We start from the raw sequence: 16,604 nt of genomic DNA, 5'->3' as shown, positions 1-16,604 counted from the left end.
GCAAAGCGCAGCCTTGGCGCAAGCACTCATCTTGTTTGTAGCAAGCTACAAAAATTGTAGCTCCTTCGACACAAAACCGTCTGATATCCGCGCAAACCCCCAGCGCCATTGGGTGCTGGCCAGTTGGCACAGTCCCTGCTCTACACCTTCTGCAAGCGCACAGAGCGCGCTCCTCCTCAAGGTAAACGCAGATGATCCACTGGCATATCGTGTGTGACTTCGACGGGACCATTACCCCCACCGATGTCATCGACAACGTCCTCCAACGCTTCGCCGGCCCCGAGTGGGAAACCATCGAGCAGGAATGGTTGGATGGGCATATCGGTTCCCGCGAATGCCTGAGCCGCCAACTCGCGCTGATCAAGGCCACCACAAGTGAGCTGCTGGCGTATTTCGACAGCGTCGAGATCGACCCGGACTTCCCCGATTTCGTCGATCACGTCATTGGCCTGGGGGCCTCCATCGAAGTGGTCAGCGACGGCATCGAGCAAGGCATCGCGCGGATTCTGTCGCGCAACTACGTGAGCTTGCTGCCGATCCTCGCCAACCGCCTGCGCCAGGTCGACCAGAACAGCTGGCGCATCGACTTCCCGTATGCCAGCGATGCCTGCCGCGCCGCTTCCGGCAACTGCAAGTGCAAATCCACCCCGCGCAACAAGCGCGTGCTGGTGATCGGTGACGGCAAGTCCGACATGTGCGTGGCCTCCACTGCCGACTTCGTTTTCGCCAAGGGCAGCCTTGCCCGGTACTGCGAGGCCAACAACATTCCCCATGCGCGCTTCGACACCTTCGCCGAAGTGAGCGCATTGCTGGCCAAGCTGCCACAGGGCATCGCCGCCAACGCCACGACCTTTGCCCCTACTGACCTCTCTATTGAAAATCAGGAACTCTTCCACCATGTCTGATATCCGCATCGCGAGCGCCGAAGACCAGATTCTTCTGGATAAAGAAGCCAAATACTGCTCTTACGGCGACACCGTTCACTACATCGAGCCACCGCGCATTTTCAGCCGTTGCGAAGGCTCCTACGTGTGGGACACCGAAGATCAGGCCTACCTCGACCTGCAAATGTGGTACTCGGCGGTCAACTTCGGCTATGCCAACCCGCGCTTGAACAATGCGCTGAAACAGCAGATCGACACCCTGCCGCAAATCGCCAGCCAGTACCTGCATAAAGGCAAGATCGAGCTGTCGGAAATGATCGCGGTCGACGCCAAGAAGAAGTTCGGCCTCGACGGTCGCGTCCACTTCAACGTCGGCGGTTCGCAGTCCATCGAAGACTCCCTGAAAGTGGTGCGTAACGCTACCAACGGCAAGAGCCTGATGTTCGCCTTCGAAGGCGGCTACCACGGCCGCACCCTCGGCGCGTCGTCGATCACCTCCAGCTACCGCTACCGTCGTCGCTACGGCCACTTCGGCGAGCGTGCGCAGTTCATCCCGTTCCCGTACCACTTCCGCGGCCCTAAAGGCATGACCAAGGAAGAATACGGCAGCCACTGCGTGCAGCAATTCGCCCGCCTGTTCGAGACCGAATACAACGGCGTGTGGGACCCGAAAGTCGGCCAGAGTGAATACGCCGCGTTCTACGTCGAGCCGATCCAGGGCACCGGCGGCTACGTGATCCCGCCGATGAACTTCTACCGCGAGCTCAAGCAGGTGCTGGACCAGCACGGCATCCTGATGGTGTCCGACGAAATCCAGATGGGCTTCTACCGCACCGGCAAGTTGTGGTCGATCGAACACTTCGACGTACAACCCGACGTGATCGTGTTCGGCAAGGCGCTGACCAACGGCCTCAACCCGCTGGGCGGCATCTGGGCCCGTGAAGAACTGATCAACCCGAAGATCTTCCCGCCAGGTTCGACCCACTCCACCTTCGCCTCCAACCCGTTGGGCACGGCGGTAGGCCTGGAAATGTTCAAGATGACCAATGAAGTCGACTACGGCGCGATGGTCATGGCCAAGGGCAAGTTCTTCCTGGAAGGCTTGCAGGACCTGCAGAAACGCTTCCCGATCATCGGCGACGTCGACGGCCTGGGCCTGGCCCTGCGCTGCGAAATCTGCGGCCCGGATGGTTTCACGCCGGACAAAGCGACCCTGGACTACATGGTCGAAGAAGGCATGAAAGGCGACATGGTGGTGGACGGACGCAAACTCGGCCTGATCCTCGACGTGGGCGGCTACTACAAGAACGTGATCACCCTGGCACCGTCCCTGGAAATCAGCTACCCAGAAATCGAACTGGGCCTGAAGCTGCTCGAGCAACTGCTGGTGCGAGCGACTAAACGGTGAGCAACGTCGGGATCGACCTCGGTGAGGGTGATGCCGGCTTCGTTCTCGGTGAAGGGCCGGTCGGCATCCTGTTGATCCACGGCCTGACAGGCACGCCGACGGAACTGCGCCAGGTCGCCAAGGGCCTGGCCAAGGTGGGTAATTGCACGGTGTACGTGCCCACCCTGGCCGGGCACTGCGGCGACAACAGCGACCTGCAGGCCACCGGCTGGCTGGACTGGTACGAAGGGGTGCGCCGAACCTTCGCCCAGGTCCGTCAGCGCCATGAACAGGTGTTTGTCGGCGGTCTGTCGATGGGTGCGGTGATGTCGATGTACCTGGCCTCGGAGCATCCGGGCCAGGTCGCCGGGCTGCTGATGTATTCGACCACCTTGAAGTACGACGGCTGGAGCATCAATAAGCTGGCGTTCCTTACGCCGTTGCTGATGAAAATTCCGTTCGGCGTGCATATCTGTCGCTTTGAAGAGAAGCCGCCCTACGGCATCAAGAACGAACGCCTGCGGGCGATCGTCGAGCGGCAGATGAAGGAAGGGGAGAGCAGCGAGGCTGGCCTGCTGACCATGGAAGGCATCACGGTGCGCGAGTTGCACCGGATGAACGCCGTGGTCAAGAAGCGCATGCCTCAGGTCAAGGTGCCGGCCCTGGTGCTGCATTCGATCGAGGATGACATCACCAGCCGCTGGAACGCCGATTACGTGGAACGTCACCTCGGCGGGCCGGTGACCAAGATCCTGCTGGACAACTGCTACCACATGATCACCGTCGACCTGCAATACCGCCGGGTGATCGAGTTGAGTGCGGAGTTTGTCGAGCTGCACACCGCTTCCGTGGACGCCGGTGCGTTGTGGCGAGGGCGCTTGCCCGCGTCAGGCAGCGAAGCGAGCCTGGAACCTGCCACCTCGTTCTAGTTGTAAGGAGCGCGTGTCATTGAGGGGGCTGCTGCGCAGTCCAGCGGGAGTACGCTCCCTCGCTACAAAGGATTCGATGTGATAACCACCCAAGCCTTCCCGACCATCCGGGCCATCCGGCGCAGTGCCTGGAACGACTGTTTTCCCGGTGCGCTGGAGGACTGGGACTACTACGTTGCCGTGGAAAACGCCGCAATCAACGATTTTCAATGGCGCTACCTGGCGGTATTTGAAGACGGCGCGCTGGTGGCTGTGGCGGCCGCGTTCATCACCCATTACCGCCTCGATACCACGGTGTCGGGCGTCGGCAAGCGCTTGACCTCGCGGCTGGAGCGGCTGTGGCCGGGTGTTTTGCAAGTGGGGCTGTACGCCATCGGTTCGCCGGTGGCCGAGCGTTGTGACGCCGGGTTTGCCAGTGGCGTGCCTGAGGTTCGGCGCGCGCTGTTACTCAAGCACCTGCTGCTGGCGGCGCGCCAGGACGCCGATGAGTTCGGCATCGGCCTGGTGGCGGTCAAGGATGCCCCGACGCAGGACCCGCACTGGGCCGACAGTTGCCGCGCGGCTGGCTTTCAAAGCATGCCGAGCTTGCCCACCGGCTTATTGCCGCTGCCTTACGGCTCGGTGGACGCTTACCTGGGCTCGCTGGGCAAATCCACGCGCAAGGACTTGCGGCGCAAACTGCGCGCGCCAGGCCCGCGGGTGGAGTGGCGGCGCAACATCGACGATGTGCTGCCCGAGGTCATGCGCCTGTACGAAGCCACGCTGACCCGTGCCGAGCTGCAGTTCGAACGCTTGCCCGCGAGTTATTTCACCGGCGTGCTCGAACGCCTTGAACAACGCGCGGTCTGTGTTCTTTACTGGGTCGACGAGCACCTGGTGGCGTTCAACCTGATGCTGGTGGACGAGCATCGGCTGATCGACAAGTTCTTCGGGCACGACGTGGAGTTTACCCGTGACTACAACCTCTACTTCCGTAGTTGGTTGACCAATGTCGACTACTGTATCCAACACAATATTGCGTTGTATGAGTGTGGCCAGGCCGGATATGCCAGTAAGCTGCGGCTGGGGTGCGAGTTCCAGGGCAACAGCCTGTTCTTCCGCCACCGTAACCGGCTGGTCAACGGCCTGCTCAGACTCGTGAAAATGTTTCTTCGACCGGATCGTTCCGACCCTGCCATGGCTGCTGCGATAAGCGAAACCTGATGATCACCAAGACCCGCCAGAAAGCCCGCCCCTTTGCCATTTCGCGCTGGAGCGTCCAGCGCAAGTTGGTGCTGGCGTTCTGGCTGGTCAGTGTGATTCCGACCATGATCGCGGCCGAGCTGGCCGCCACCACGCTGTCGCAGATTTTCGACAGCAACGTGCGGATCTGGCTGCAGGAATCGACCAAGATCGTCAAGGACGAGATCGGCGACATCCTGCATGACAACGCGCGCATGGCGAAATTGTTCCTGCGCTACGCCAGCCCGCCCTCCAGCCGGGAGGCGGCCAAGCACGACAGGCTCGCCGCCGATATCGCCGAAGCCACGGACATCGACGTGGTGGCCCTGATTCGCAGCAGTGACCACCGGGTGGTGTTCAGCACCGCGCCCAATGACATCGTCAAGCAGATCAACCTGACCAGCAACGCCGCATTGCAGACCGTGCAAGTGGCGGGGGTGAATACCGGCATCGTGGTCTCGACTTTCGAGACCAGCCAGGACGGCGTTGACTACGTGCTGCTGGTGGCCACCTACCTGGACAGCAGTTTCCTCACCAGCGTAGCCGACGTACATTCCCTCGACCTGCGCCTGTACCTGGCCAACCCCGGCGGTTTCTCGGAAATTTTCTCGACCCAGCGCTTCATGGATCACCCCTCGCACATCCCGAAAGGCGTCGAAGCCGAGATGCGCAGCAGCAAGCAACCCAGCGAACAGTTCACCAACAAATACAGCGGTTTGTACTGGCCGATCTTCAACGATGCCGGCGAGCTGCAAGGCGTGATCTTCAGCGGCCTGCTGCGCCATACCAGCCTGGTCGGGCTGGTGAACCAGAGCAACCTGTTCGTGCTGATTTTCCTGCTCAGCTCGGCACTGTCCCTGGCGGCGGGGCTGCTGGTGTCGCGGCGCTTGACCCAACCGTTGCGCGATCTGTCCCAGGGCGTGAGCGCCGTGATCTCAGGCAATTATGCCCACCGTGTGGTGGTCAGCGGCGGCGATGAGCTGGCGCAATTGAGCAGCACCTTCAACCATATGACCGAACGGCTGGGGGAGTTGCATCACCTCGAAGCCCAACTGCGCCGGCGCGACCGCCTGCATGCCCTGGGCGAAGTCGCCATGGGCCTGGCCCACGAAATCCGTAACCCGCTGGGGATCATCAAGACCGCCACCCAACTGCTGCACCGTCGCGCCGACTTGCCGGAAGCCGACAAGCGCCACCTGGAATATGTGATCAGCGAAGTCAGCCGGATCAACGACCTGATCACCGAGTTTCTCGATTTCGCCAAACCCAACGCGCCGCTGCGCGTATTGCAACCGGCGCGCGCGCTGGTGGAGGAGATCCTCGGCTTCTGCAGCCCGGAACTGGCCAGCCACAAAATCGACGCCCACATTGACGACCAGGCGCCCGGTGCGACCATCTATGCCGACGCCAAGCAGCTCAAACAGGCCTGCCTCAACCTGATTCTCAACGCTATCGATGCAATGCCCGAAGGTGGCCGCCTGACCCTGGGCATTCGTTCGATGGGCGACAACACAGTCATCAGCGTCGCCGACACCGGCCAGGGTATCCCGGCGGATATGATCGAGCGCATCTTCACCCCGTTCGTCACCACCAAGGCCTCCGGCACCGGCCTGGGCCTGGCCAAAGTCTATTCGATCATGGAAAGTCACGACGGCAGCATCGAATGCATCAGCGAGAATGATGCCGGCGCTACGTTCAGCCTGTACATTCCGGCAATCGGCGAAGACGACGAGGACACTCATGACGCATAACATATTGGTGGTCGACGACGAGCCCAAGCTCTGTGACCTGTTGTCGTCGGCCCTCAGCCAGAATGGCGTCCAGGTGTTCACGGCGGGTAACGGCCTGCACGCGCTCAAAGTGCTGGAGCAGGAAGACATCGACCTGGTGATCAGCGACTGGCGCATGCCGGGCATGGACGGTCCGGCGCTGCTGGCCGAGATCAAGGCGCGCTATTCCCAGGTGCCGGTGATCGTGATGACCGCCTACAGCACGGTGAAAAACGCCGTACAGTCGATGCGCAACGGTGCGTATGACTACATTGCCAAGCCGTTCGATATCGACGAGTTGGACATCACCGTGGCCAAGGCCCTGCAGTTTCGCGACATCATGCGCGACAACGCCCGCATGCGCGCCGAGCTGGACGAGCAGGCGCAGTTCGACAGCCTGGTGGGCGACAGCCCGGCGTTTCGCAAGGTGTTGCAGGCAGTGGATTCGGTGCGCGACAGCAGCGCAACGATCCTGCTGACCGGCGAAAGCGGCACCGGCAAGGAAATGGTCGCCCGCGCCATCCACAAGCACGGCAGCCGGGCCGACAAGCCGTTCGTCGCGGTCAATTGCGCGGCGATTCCCGAAGGGCTGCTGGAAAGCGAAATGTTCGGCCATCGCAAGGGCGCCTTCACCGGTGCCGTGGCCGACCGGGTCGGGCGTTTTATGCAGGCTGACAAGGGCACGCTGTTTCTCGATGAAGTGGGCGACATGCCGCTGGCGCTGCAGGCCAAGATTCTGCGCGCCTTGCAGGAGCGGGTGATCGAGCCGGTGGGCGACCCCCGCGAGCGCAAGGTGGACGTGCGCGTGATCGCCGCCACCAACAAGAACCTGTTGGAGGCGGTGGCCAACAAGGAGTTTCGCGAGGACTTGTATTACCGCCTCAACGTGTTCCCGATCCCGCTGCCGCCCTTGCGCGAGCGCGTGGAAGACATCGCGCCCCTGGCCCGGCACTTCGCCCAGACCTTGAGCGTCACCGCGGGTAAACGCATCACCGGTTTCAGCCCCGAGGCCTTGCAGGCCATGACGGCGTATCACTGGCCGGGCAATATCCGCGAGCTGCAGAACTGCGTGGAACGCGCGACGATCGTGGCGTCATCGCCGGTGATTGAAGATATCGACTTGCCGGGTTATCTGTTCGCGTCCAAGCCCAGCGAGGGCGGCGTGACGGCGATCCTCAGCGACGGACCGGGCATTCCCCAGGACCTGGATGCGGCGCTGGCGGAGGTGGAGAAAGCCTACATCCAGGCGGCATTGCACGAGAGCAATGGCGTACAGGCGGCCGCGGCGGCGAAGATCGGGATTTCCGAGCGCAGCTTCTGGTATCGCCTGAAGAAGCTGGGGATTCAGGTCGACAAAATAGTCCGCTGAGTTGCCTGGCACAGCACTGTTCTAAATGTGGGAGGGGGCTTGCTCCCGATAGCAGTGGGTCAGACAGCCTATGTGTATCTGATCCACCGCCATCGGGGGCAAGCCCCCTCCCACATTTGGATTGTGGTGTGTCAGGTCTGCAGGCGTACCCAGACGCTGACCAGAACAGTCGCTGCCATCAACCACGCTAGCGCTGCTACGGCTAAAGAGGCTTCCAGGCGCAGGCGATCGACCAGCACGTAGAGCGTCGCCAGGTACACAAAGTACGGAATGATCGACCACATCCCGAACAGGATGGTGGTCTTCAAATCGTCCACCGAACGGCCTTTGCCGACGATGTAATGAGCGATCAGCGCAAAGGTCGGGAACAGCGGCACCAACCCGGCGATGTAGTAATTCCGGGTCTTGGCCAACGCGGCCAGTATCAGCACCACCGCCGCGCCCAGGGCGGCCTTCAATATCAGATCCACGCGCGGTTCCTCAGTGGCTCAAACCGTATTTCTTGACCTTGTCGAACAGGGTGGTCTTGGCCATTCCCAGTTCCTGGCTGGCCTGGGTCAGGTTGCCGCCGCTGCGTTGCAGGGCGTCGTTGAGCAGGTTGCGTTCGAAGGCTTCCACCGCTTCGGTGAAGGCCAGGCCCTGGCTGCCGCTGCTGGCGCCGCTTTTCTTGAAGGCGGGCAGGCCCAGGGCGAAGCGCTCGGCGACGTTGCGCAGTTCACGCACGTTGCCCGGCCAGTCGTGGCTCATCAGGTTGGATAGGGTCTGGTTGTCGAGGTCCGGCACGCTGCGGTCGAAGCGCAGGGATGATTGCTGCAGGAAGTGTTCGAACAGTTGCAGGATGTCTTCGCGGCGTTCGCGCAAAGGCGGCAGTTCCAGGGTCACGACGTTGAGGCGGTAGTACAGGTCGCTACGGAACTGGCTGGCGCGGCTCAATTCGTCGAGGTCGGACTTGGTGGCGGCGATCACCCGGCAATCCACCGCCACGCTCTGGTTCGAACCCAGGCGTTCGAGGGTGCGTTCCTGCAACACGCGCAGCAGCTTGATCTGCAGGTTGATCGGCATGCTTTCCACTTCATCGAGAAACAGCGTGCCTTCGTGGGCGTGCTCGATCTTGCCGATCCGACGTTTGCCGGCGCCGGTAAAGGCGTTGGCTTCGTGGCCGAAAATCTCGCTTTCGAACAGGTTCTCCGGCAGGCCGCCGCAGTTCAGCGCGACGAACGGGTGAGCGTGGCGTCGGCTGAAATCATGCAGGCACCGCGCGACCAGTTCCTTGCCGGTGCCGGTCTCGCCTTCAATCAGCACGTTGGCCGACGTATCCGCGACGTTGGCGATCAATTCGCGCAGATTCTGCATTGCCGGCGAGCGGCCGATGATGCGTCCTTCCAGGGAGTCGCGCTCGGCCAACTGGCGGCGCAGCGCCCAGACTTCCCGCGCCAGCCCGCGCTGTTCCAGGGCGCGGCGCGCGACGTCGACCAGGCGTTCGGGAGAGAAGGGTTTTTCCATGAAGTCATAGGCGCCGTTGCGCATGGCGCCGACCGCCATGGAAATATCGCCGTGCCCGGTAATCAATACCACCGGCAGGCTTTTATCCAGGGCCTTGAGGCGGGTGAGCAGTTCCAGGCCGTCGATACCCGGCAGGCGGATATCGCTGATGACGATGCCGGCAAAGTTCTCGCCGATGCGCTTGAGCGCCTCTTCGGCACTGCCCACGCCGACGCTGGGGATGTCTTCCAGTGCCAGGGCTTGCTGGCAGCCGAGCAGCACGTGGGGGTCGTCTTCGACGATCAGGACGGTGAGGTCAGGGTTTTTTTCTACGTTCATGACGACTCGGCTGTTTGAGCGCCCACCAGCGGCAGGCTCAGGACAAAGGCAGTACCACCACCGACGGGATGCTCCACGGCGAGGTTGCCGCCGGTGGCCGCGGCCAGGCTGGCGGACAACGTAAGGCCAAGGCCCAGGCCTTGCTCGCCGGGTTTGGTGGTGAAGAACGGTTCGAACAGATGCTTGCGCGCCTCGGGGTCGATGCCATGGCCGTTGTCGCGCACCTGCAGGCGGTATTTGCCGTCGGCTTCATGGCCTTCCAGCCACAGCTCCGGCGCCGGTTGTGCTTGCATGGCATCGAGGGCGTTGCCGATCAGATTGACCAGGATCTGCTCCAGGCGCGTCTGGTCTATCTGCAATTGGGCCGGGGCAAAGTCGCGGTGCAGCGTCAGCGGCAGGCTGTCGAGGCGTGCGCCGAGCACTTGGAACGCGGCATCCACGGCCTTGCCCAGGTTGGCTTCGCCCTGGTCGTCGCCGCGCCGCGCGAAGGAGCGCAGGCTGGCGGTGATGCGGCCCATGCGGTCGATCAATTCGTTGATGGTCTTGAGGTTGGCGCTGGCGGTATCCAGCGCGCCGCGTTCGAGGAAGCGCACGGTATTGCCGGACAACGTGCGCAACGCGGCGAGGGGCTGGTTCAATTCGTGGGCGATGCTGGTGGACATCTGGCCGATGGCCGCCAGCTTGCCCGCCTGCACCAGCTCATCCTGGGCGCGGCGCAGGGTTTCCTCGGCCTGGCGGCGTTCGCGAATCTGCCCCTTGAGGCGCTCGTTGCTCGCGCGCAGGTCGGCGGTGCGTTCGGCAATCCGGCGTTCCAGCTGGCTGTTGGCTTCCTGCAAGGCTTCCCGGGCGGCGAGGCGGGTGGCGATGACTTTGCGTCGTTCGTTCCAGGCAATCAGCAGGAGCGCCACCAGGCCAAAGGCGACGGCCACCAGGATGCCCTGGTTGATCGCTGCACGGCGCAGGTCGTTGAGCGGGGTGAGCAGGGTGAAATTCCACGGCGTGTCGCTCAGCGGCCGGGTCTGGGCCAGGTAGCTGACTTCGTGTTCGTCGGCCACCACTTCGCTGTTGGCCGGAAAGGTCAGTTTTTCTGTGCCTTCGTTGAGGCGCTCGCGGGCCAGGGGCTCCAGCTCGTTCAGCGTCGCCCAGTAATATTGCAGGCTGTGCGCCAGGCGGTCCTTGGTCTCATCGCTCAGGGGGCGCACGGCCTTGAGGCGGCGGGCCGGGTCGCTGGAAAGGATGATGATGCCGTTCTCGTCGCTGACAAACGCTTCGAGACGCGCGCGTTTCCAGCGTTCCTCCAGCGCTTCGAGGCGGACCTTGACCACAGCGACGCCGATGATCTTGCCGTGCTCTTCCAGGCCGTGGGCCAGGTAGTAGCCGGGTTCGCCATTGGTGCTGCCGATGCCATAGAAACGCCCGGGCTGGCCGCGCACGGCGTTCTGGAAATAGGCGCGGAAGGACAGGTCTTCACCCTGGTAGCTGTCGGCATCGCGCCAGTTGCTGGTGGCCAGTACGCGGCCGGTGGTGTCCATCACATAGATGGCCCGACTGCGGCTGCGCCGGTTCAGGCCTTCGAGGTAGTCGTTGACGGTCTTGCGGGTGTCCTGGTTCGGCTCGGCCAGCAGCGTGGACACGCTGGATTCGAGTTCCAGGAGGCTGGGCAGGTACGTGTATTTGCTCAGTTCGCTTTCGACGGTGCGGGCATGCAGCTCCAACTGGCGTTCGCCGGTATCGCTGAGGGTGCGGATGCCATAGTACTCGCTGATCCAGAAGCCGATATAACCCAGGCCGATCATCAGGGCGATGATCAACGGCGGCAGGAACAGTTGGCGGATCAGACGAGGCTTCACGGCAAGTGATGGCGGCGCGGCGCGATAGAGGTTGGGGTCGCATTTCATCACAGATGCCTTGGGTCAGCTACCGCTCACCCCTTCCTGTAGGAGCGAGCTTGCTCGCGAAAAAACCAAGGGCACCGCGTTCATCCAGGATGTGCGCTTCATCGTTGCCGTTTTTTGCGAGCAAGCTCGCTCCTACAGGAGGAGCAAGCTGTGGCTTTTTTAGTGCTGCAGGATTTTCTCGAGGAAGTGCTGCGCGCGTTCGGAGCGGGCGCTGATGTCGCCGAAGAACTCTTCTTTCGGGCAGTCTTCGATGATCTTGCCGGCGTCCATGAAGATCACGCGGTCGGCCACTTTGCGGGCGAAGCCCATTTCGTGGGTCACGCACATCATGGTCATGCCTTCCTGGGCCAGTTGCACCATCACGTCCAGCACTTCGTTGACCATTTCCGGGTCGAGGGCCGAGGTCGGTTCGTCGAACAGCATGACGATCGGGTCCATGGCGAGGGCGCGGGCAATCGCCACACGTTGCTGCTGGCCACCGGAAAGCTGGCCAGGGTGCTTGTGGGCGTGCGCCGACAGGCCGACGCGATCAAGCAGTTGCAGGCCCTTCTTGGTGGCTTCTTCCTTGCTGCGGCCGAGCACCTTGATCTGCGCGATGGTCAGGTTTTCGGTGATGGTCAGGTGCGGGAACAGCTCGAAGTGCTGGAACACCATGCCGACGCGCGAGCGCAGTTTCGGCAGGTTGGTCTTCGGGTCGGCGATGGACGTGCCGTCGACGATCACGTCGCCTTTCTGGAACGGTTCCAGCGCGTTGACGCACTTGATCAGGGTGGATTTACCCGAGCCGGACGGCCCGCACACCACGATCACTTCGCCTTTTTTAACCTCGGTGCTGCAATCGGTCAGCACCTGGAAGTCGCCATACCACTTGTTGACGTTTTTGATAGAGATCATACGGCAAACCTTTTTTGCAGACGCTTGACCAGCAGCGAGGCGGAAAAGCTGATGATGAAGTAGACGACACCGGCGAAGATCAGGAACTCATTGGAGCGGCCGATGATGTCGCCGTTGGAGCGGGCGGAGTTGAGGAAATCCACCAGGCCCACGGTGTAGACCAGCGAGGTGTCCTGGAACAGGATGATGCTCTGTTGCAGCAGCAACGGGGTCATCTTGCGGAACGCCTGGGGCAGGATGATCAGGCGCATGGTCTGACCGTAAGTCATGCCCATGGCCTGCGCGGCCGCCATCTGGCCCTTGGGGATCGACTGCACGCCGGCCCGCACGATTTCACAGAAGTACGCGGCCTCGAACATCATGAAGGCCACGACGCAGGAGGTGAACGCACCGATCGGCGTGTCTTCGCCGGTAATCCAGCGCAGCACGAAGGGCACCGCCAGGTAGAACCAGGTGATGACCAGCAGCAACGGGATCGAGCGGAAATAGTTCACGTAGGCGCCGGCCAGGCGTGACAGCAACTTGCTGGACGACAGGCGCATCAACGCCAGGATCGTGCCGAGGACAATACCGCCGACCACGCCCATGACCATCAACTGCAAGGTCATGACCATGCCGTTCCACAGGCCGGGGATCGCGGGGATGATGCCGCTGAAATCGAATTCCATTATTTACCCCCCACGGAGATCAGGCCGGGCACGGCGACTTTCTTCTCGACCAGGCGCATCAGCAACATCAGGCTCATGTTCAGGGTGAAGTAGATCAGCGTGGCCAGGGTGAAGGCTTCAAACAGGTTGGCCGAGAATTCGGCGGTCTGCTTGGTTTGTGCCAGCAATTCCATCAGGCCGATCAAGGACGCCACGGAGGAGTTCTTGAACACGTTGAGGAATTCCGAGGTGAGCGGCGGAATGATGATCCGGTAAGCCTGCGGCAGCAGCACGTTCCAGTAGATCTGCGGCAGCTTGAAACCCATGGCGCGGGCGGCGGCTTCCTGGCCACGCGGCAGCGCCTGGATGCCGGTGCGTACCTGCTCGCAGACACGGGCGGCGGTGAACAGGCCCAGGCACACCACAACGCTCAGGTAGGCCGAGGTGGTCGGGTTCAGGTCTTGCTTGTACCAGTCCTGCAGGTTTTGCGGCAGCAGGTCGGGTATCAGGAAGTACCAGATGAACAGCTGCACCAGCAGCGGCACGTTGCGGAACAGTTCCACGTAGCAGGTGGCGATGCCCGATACGATACGGTTTGGCACGGTACGCATGACCCCCAGCATGGAGCCCAGCAGCAAGGCGATGATCCATGCCACGACGGCGATGGCAATGGTCCAGCCCAGGCCGGCGATGTACCAGTCGAGATAAGTCTCGCTGCCAACGCCAGTGGACTTGAAGAACACGCCCCAGTCCCAGTTGTAATTCATTAGGGTCTCCCCTCGAGATCGATCGATGTACAAGCACCCGCTTGGGGAAAATCCGTTCCCGCCTGACGGTGAACGCCAGGCACACACGATCGGCTCGAAAACCGCCCGGTCGAGTGTTCCAAAATATAGCCAGCAGGTAGTAACAGACGCCTGAGGGAGGAGTGGCTCCCTCAGGAGATAAGGTTAGCCAGAAATCAGATTTTTACGTCAGGCGCAGGCTTATCGCTCGGATTGGCGATCAGTTCCTTGACCTTGTCGCTCATCGGGAAGTTCAGGTTCAGGCCTTTTGGTGGAATCGGGCTTTCGAACCACTTGCTATAAATCTTGTTGATTTCACCGGATTTGTAGAGCGCGACGATGGCGTCATCCACGGCTTTCTTGAACGCAGGATCTTCTTTGCGAACCATGCAGGCATAGGCTTCGAAGGACTGCGGAGTACCAGTGATAACCCAGTCATTCGGCTTCTTGGCCTTGGCTTCTTCACCGGCCAGCAGGGCGTCGTCCATCATGAAGGCAACGGCGCGGCCGCTTTCCAGCATCTGGAAGGACTCGCCGTGGTCTTTGGCGGAGATGACGTTCATGCCCATCTGCTTGTCGGCGTTCATCGCCTTGATGATGCGCTCGGACGTGGTGCCGGCGGTGGTCACGACGTTTTTGCCTTTGAGGTCGGCGAAGTCGCTATAGGACGGCTTGCCATCCTTGTCTTTCTTGACCAGCAGGCGGGTGCCGATTTCGAAGATGTTGGTGGTGAACGCCACTTGCTGGGCGCGTTCGGCGTTGTTGGTGGTGGAACCGCACTCGATGTCCACGGTGCCGTTCTGCACCAGCGGGATACGGGTCTGGGAAGTGACCAGGTTGTACTTGGCCTGCAGCTGGGGCTTGTTCAGGTCTTTTTTCAGGGCTTCGACGATAGCCAGCTGAATGTCGTGGGAGTAGCCCACCGGTTTACCCGAACCATCCGCGATGTAGGAAAACGGAATGGAGCTGTCGCGGTGCCCGAGGGTGATGGTGCCCGAGTCGTTGATTTTTTTCAGCGTGCCGGTGAGTTCGGCGGCGAAAACTGGAGTGCTGATCAGAGCGGCAGCGATAGCTGCGCCCAAAATATGGGGAACGATGCGCATCAATACTTCCTCGACATTTGTTTTTTTTATGAAGCCGGTTAAGCGGCTCTCTTATACAGCGAATGCCCGTGACGGCTCCTGAGGCATCTCAGGCAATCGTCCTGAAGTGTAGAGCATGAGTCGTGCCAGTCCACGACTAAAAGGTTAACAGTATGATTTATATAGGAATTAACTTTTTATGAGCGAGGATTTATAACGGCCAGGTCCGGCAAACCGAATCGTGCAGGGGAATGCTGTTCGGAAAACCGAATGGCTGAACCGATATGAAAAAGCCCCCGGGCCTTGCGGCGCAGGGGCTTTTGTACGAGCAGTCTGTCAGGCCGCCTGGATCTTGCTGCGGTTATGCTCCACCTTGGACAGATAACGCCGCACATTGGCCTGTTCTTCCGGAGTGGTGAACAGGCCAAGCTTGGTGCGGCGCCACAGCACGTCCTCGGGTTGGGTCGCCCATTCTTCGGCGCACAGGTAGTCGACTTCGCGGGTATACAGGCCGCCACCGAGGTGGTCGCCGAGGTCGGCCAGCGATTGCACGCCTTCGAGCAGGCGCCAGGTGCGGCTGCCGTAGGTGGTGGACCAGCGCCGCGCGATTTCGCTTGGCACCCAGTCGAACTGGGCACGGATGGCCGTAGCGAGGGCTTCCGGCGTGCTCATGTCTTCGCCGCCCGGCAGGCTGGCGGTGGCGGTCCAGCTTGGGCGCATCTGTGTGAAATAGGGCGCCAGGTGAGCCATCGCCGACTCGGCGAGTTTGCGGTAGGTGGTCAGTTTGCCGCCGAACACCGACAGGATTGGCGCCTCACCAGCGCCGCCGGAGAGCGACAGGGTGTAGTCGCGGGTGATGGCCGACGGGTTGTCCGACTCATCGTTGCACAGCGGGCGCACGCCGGAGTAGGTGTGGACGATGTCGTCGCGGCTCAGTTGCTTCTTGAAGTGCGCGTTGACCACCTTGAGCATGTAGTCGGTTTCACCTTCGGTGATCGCCACTTTCGCCGGATCGCCGGTGTATTCGCGGTCGGTGGTGCCGATGATAGTCAGGTGGTCCAGGTATGGAATCGTGAACACGATGCGCTGGTCTTCGTTCTGCAGGATGTGCGCGTGGGCGCCTTCGTACAGTTTCGGCACGATCAGGTGGCTGCCCTGGATCAGACGGATGCCGTAGGGCGAATCCAGCTTCAAGTCTTCCTTGATGAATTTGGCGACCCACGGCCCGGCGGCGTTCACCAGCGCCTTGGCGCGGATCGAGAACAGGCTGCCGTCGGTGCGTTCCATGTTCATTTCCCACAGGCCCTTGCTGCGGTACGCGCTGACGCAGCGGGTTTGGGTGTGGATGTGTGCGCCTTTTTCACGCGCGGCCATGGCGTTGAGCACCACCAGGCGGGCGTCATCGACCCAGCAGTCGGAATATTCGAAGCCTTTGGTGATTTCGCTTTTCAGCGGGCTGTCGGGACCGAACTTGAGGCTTTTCGAACCGGCGAGCTTTTCGCGCTTGCCCAGGTGGTCATACAGGAACAGGCCGGCGCGGATCATCCACGCCGGACGCAGGTGCGGGCGGTGCGGCAACACAAAGCGCATCTGCTTGACGATGTGCGGGGCCTTGGCCAGCAGGACTTCGCGTTCGGCCAGGGCTTCGCGCACCAGGCGGAATTCGTAGTGTTCGAGGTAACGCAGGCCGCCGTGGATCAGCTTGCTGCTGGCGGAAGACGTGTGGCTGGCCAGGTCGTCCTTTTCGCAAAGGAATACCGACAACCCGCGCCCGGCTGCGTCTGCTGCGATGCCGACGCCATTGATCCCGCCACCGATTACGGCAACGTCATAGACTTCGGCAAGCGGTGGAGCAGGCAAGGTGGAAGGGTTCATCGGCTGGCCTCGCGATCTTTTCGTATTGGAAATCGAACATTAA

Annotated in this window: 14 protein-coding genes; 6 read left to right on the top strand and 8 right to left on the bottom strand. The window is 61.6% G+C overall.

The annotated features are described in order from the left end of the window. The first annotated feature begins 191 nt into the window (after window positions 1–191). The 6 genes from ACVWZP_RS14630 to ACVWZP_RS14605 all read left to right on the top strand — a co-directional run bounded on the left by ACVWZP_RS14630 (window position 192) and on the right by ACVWZP_RS14605 (window position 7,559). A complete protein-coding gene (locus tag ACVWZP_RS14630; RefSeq protein WP_457369874.1) occupies window positions 192–905 on the top strand; it encodes an MtnX-like HAD-IB family phosphatase in 714 nt (237 codons plus the stop codon). Next, window positions 898–2,292 (top strand): aspartate aminotransferase family protein, encoded by a 1,395-nt coding sequence (locus ACVWZP_RS14625; RefSeq protein WP_017844600.1) that lies wholly within the window; start codon window positions 898–900, stop codon window positions 2,290–2,292. Before ACVWZP_RS14630 ends, ACVWZP_RS14625 begins: the two co-directional genes overlap by 8 nt. Next, a complete protein-coding gene (locus ACVWZP_RS14620) occupies window positions 2,289–3,200 on the top strand; it encodes an alpha/beta hydrolase (protein ID WP_126587626.1) in 912 nt (303 codons plus the stop codon). Before ACVWZP_RS14625 ends, ACVWZP_RS14620 begins: the two co-directional genes overlap by 4 nt. A gap of 78 nt (window positions 3,201–3,278) precedes the next feature. After that, a complete protein-coding gene (locus ACVWZP_RS14615) occupies window positions 3,279–4,403 on the top strand; it encodes a GNAT family N-acetyltransferase (protein WP_046384550.1) in 1,125 nt (374 codons plus the stop codon). After that, window positions 4,403–6,172 carry a HAMP domain-containing sensor histidine kinase gene (locus ACVWZP_RS14610; protein WP_046384549.1) on the top strand — a complete coding sequence of 590 codons (1,770 nt, stop codon included), beginning with the start codon at window positions 4,403–4,405 and terminating at the stop codon, window positions 6,170–6,172. The genes ACVWZP_RS14615 and ACVWZP_RS14610 overlap by 1 nt, the downstream gene beginning before the upstream one ends. Then, entirely contained in the window at window positions 6,162–7,559 is a 1,398-nt protein-coding gene (locus tag ACVWZP_RS14605) for a sigma-54-dependent transcriptional regulator (protein WP_017844604.1), read from the top strand. The genes ACVWZP_RS14610 and ACVWZP_RS14605 overlap by 11 nt, the downstream gene beginning before the upstream one ends. Before the next feature lie 131 nt (window positions 7,560–7,690). On the opposite strand, the gene ACVWZP_RS14600 is transcribed toward ACVWZP_RS14605, so the two are convergent. From ACVWZP_RS14600 to glpD, 8 genes are all read right to left on the bottom strand, one after another. Next, complete coding sequence (locus tag ACVWZP_RS14600; RefSeq protein ID WP_162231505.1) at window positions 7,691–8,020, bottom strand: GlpM family protein; 330 nt, start codon at window positions 8,018–8,020, stop codon at window positions 7,691–7,693. Window positions 8,021–8,039: 19 nt separating this feature from the next. Beyond that, window positions 8,040–9,380 (bottom strand): two-component response regulator AauR, encoded by a 1,341-nt coding sequence (gene aauR, locus ACVWZP_RS14595; protein WP_017844606.1) that lies wholly within the window; start codon window positions 9,378–9,380, stop codon window positions 8,040–8,042. Next, the gene (gene aauS, locus ACVWZP_RS14590) at window positions 9,377–11,278 is read right to left on the bottom strand and encodes a two-component sensor histidine kinase AauS (protein WP_017844607.1); all 1,902 of its coding nucleotides are present in this window, start codon (window positions 11,276–11,278) and stop codon (window positions 9,377–9,379) included. Before aauS ends, aauR begins: the two co-directional genes overlap by 4 nt. Window positions 11,279–11,437: 159 nt before the next feature. After that, entirely contained in the window at window positions 11,438–12,172 is a 735-nt protein-coding gene (locus ACVWZP_RS14585; protein WP_017844608.1) for an amino acid ABC transporter ATP-binding protein, read from the bottom strand. Continuing rightward, the gene (locus tag ACVWZP_RS14580) at window positions 12,169–12,840 is read right to left on the bottom strand and encodes an amino acid ABC transporter permease (protein WP_046384547.1); all 672 of its coding nucleotides are present in this window, start codon (window positions 12,838–12,840) and stop codon (window positions 12,169–12,171) included. Before ACVWZP_RS14580 ends, ACVWZP_RS14585 begins: the two co-directional genes overlap by 4 nt. After that, window positions 12,840–13,586, bottom strand: coding sequence for an amino acid ABC transporter permease (locus ACVWZP_RS14575; RefSeq protein ID WP_017844610.1), 747 nt, complete (start codon window positions 13,584–13,586; stop codon window positions 12,840–12,842). The genes ACVWZP_RS14580 and ACVWZP_RS14575 overlap by 1 nt, the downstream gene beginning before the upstream one ends. A 194-nt stretch (window positions 13,587–13,780) precedes the next feature. Further along, window positions 13,781–14,707: a glutamate/aspartate ABC transporter substrate-binding protein gene (locus tag ACVWZP_RS14570; RefSeq protein ID WP_017844611.1), complete on the bottom strand. Its 927-nt coding sequence runs from the start codon at window positions 14,705–14,707 to the stop codon at window positions 13,781–13,783. A 315-nt stretch (window positions 14,708–15,022) separates the two neighbouring features. Further along, the gene (gene glpD, locus ACVWZP_RS14565; RefSeq protein ID WP_017844612.1) at window positions 15,023–16,561 is read right to left on the bottom strand and encodes a glycerol-3-phosphate dehydrogenase; all 1,539 of its coding nucleotides are present in this window, start codon (window positions 16,559–16,561) and stop codon (window positions 15,023–15,025) included. Between the last annotated feature and the right edge of the window lie 43 nt (window positions 16,562–16,604).

This window comes from Pseudomonas sp. TE36184, assembly GCF_054060055.1.
The sequence above is the reverse complement of the archived record's forward strand: the minus strand, read 5'-3'. Positions and strand labels throughout refer to the sequence as shown.